Source organism: Rossellomorea vietnamensis, from assembly GCF_001305855.1.
Classification (GTDB): domain Bacteria; phylum Bacillota; class Bacilli; order Bacillales; family Bacillaceae_B; genus Rossellomorea; species Rossellomorea vietnamensis_A.
On record NZ_LIXZ01000048.1, the window covers coordinates 1 to 1,550 of the forward strand.

The following is a 1,550-nucleotide window of genomic DNA, read 5'->3' on the forward strand; positions in this document are numbered from 1 at the left end:
CTGAGCCAAATAGTTTTCGGCTTCCGCTAAGCTTCGAATCTCTTCGTCAGCTCACTCAGTCACATCCTCACGTATGTAAAATACGCTCCGGTGTTCCTTCGATCGCTTCCTCGACCTTCTCGCTTATCGAAACCCTTTTCCTTTTCAAGAAACAATATTCTAATTAAAAATGGCGGTCCGGACGGGACTCGAACCCGCGACCTCCTGCGTGACAGGCAGGCATTCTAACCAACTGAACTACCGGACCAGAGTTTTTTGCGCCAGCAAAATAACTTTCATTACCTCGCGGCAGCGAAAATAACTATCCATACGTGACTCATCATGAATTATCAACATCCTAATTCATTACCGAGTCAAAAATGGTATTGCGGGGACAGGATTTGAACCTGCGACCTTCGGGTTATGAGCCCGACGAGCTACCGAACTGCTCCACCCCGCGACGATAATATATAATCAAGTTTCCATTATCCCATAATGTATCGCGTAAAACCACCCCGACTTCAGTAAGCTTATTCATGCTGCCACTCAGTCGGTGCGCTGATGTGTACGCTCCGATGATTATTCGGTCGTGCTCCACCCCGCGACGATATAAATTAAGGAAGTTTATTTTACTTTCGTAAAAAAACATGGTGGAGGATGACGGGATCGAACCGCCGACCCTCTGCTTGTAAGGCAGATGCTCTCCCAGCTGAGCTAATCCTCCATATGTAACGGTAAAACATTTTGTAACTGAAAGAATGTTGGTGACCCATACGGGATTCGAACCCGTGTTACCGCCGTGAAAGGGCGGTGTCTTAACCGCTTGACCAATGGGCCTTAATTAGAATGTATATGGCGGAGAGCAAGGGATTTGAACCCTTGAGACAGCGTTAACCGTCTACACGATTTCCAATCGTGCTCCTTCGGCCACTCGGACAGCTCTCCATATATTGGCTCCGCAGGCAAGATTCGAACTTGCGACCGATCGGTTAACAGCCGATAGCTCTACCACTGAGCTACTGCGGAACGATATGCCTGGCGACGTCCTACTCTCACAGGGGGAGATCCCCCAACTACCATCGGCGCTGAAGAGCTTAACTTCCGTGTTCGGCATGGGAACGGGTGTGACCTCTTCGCCATTGTCACCAGACTATGTATTGTCTCTTTTTTAAGGACAAGTACTATTATATCGTGTAGATATATTTTTTCAAGGATTTTTTATATTTTCGTATAAAAATTATTCCCTGAAAACTAGATAAAGAATTGATGTCAAGAAAGCCGAATATCGACCAATTGTTGTATCTACTATTWCAAGTAGACWGYAATCCAGCTCCGGCGGCTAGAGACTCGAGGTCATTTCAGTTCAATCAGCTGAGGGTAAAAGGCACCCTCTTCTGATTGCCCAGAAATGCTTGTCGTCTCTGTTCAAGCCGCCTCCGCTTTATAATGTGGTTAAGTCCTCGATCGATTAGTATCAGTCAACTCCACATGTCGCCATGCTTCCATCTCTGACCTATCTACCTAGTCATCTTCTAGGGATCTTACTCACTTACGTGATGGGAAATCTCATC

6 tRNA genes and 2 rRNA genes are annotated in these 1,550 nt (G+C 46.5%); all 8 read right to left on the reverse strand.

Annotated features, from left to right (window positions below):
* Positions 1–170: 170 nt before the first annotated feature.
* Positions 171–247 (reverse strand) — tRNA-Asp (locus AM506_RS21580).
* A gap of 118 nt (positions 248–365) precedes the next feature.
* Positions 366–439 (reverse strand) — tRNA-Met (locus tag AM506_RS21585).
* 188 nt (positions 440–627) lie between these two features.
* A tRNA-Val gene (locus AM506_RS21590) sits at positions 628–703 on the reverse strand.
* A gap of 38 nt (positions 704–741) precedes the next feature.
* Positions 742–816, reverse strand: a tRNA-Glu gene (locus tag AM506_RS21595).
* A 16-nt stretch (positions 817–832) separates the two neighbouring features.
* Positions 833–924 (reverse strand) — tRNA-Ser (locus AM506_RS21600).
* A gap of 6 nt (positions 925–930) precedes the next feature.
* A tRNA-Asn gene (locus AM506_RS21605) sits at positions 931–1,005 on the reverse strand.
* A gap of 7 nt (positions 1,006–1,012) precedes the next feature.
* Positions 1,013–1,129: ribosomal RNA gene (rrf, locus tag AM506_RS21610) — 5S ribosomal RNA — on the reverse strand.
* Between the two features lie 298 nt (positions 1,130–1,427).
* A 23S ribosomal RNA gene (locus tag AM506_RS21615) occupies positions 1,428–1,550 on the reverse strand; the annotation flags it as partial.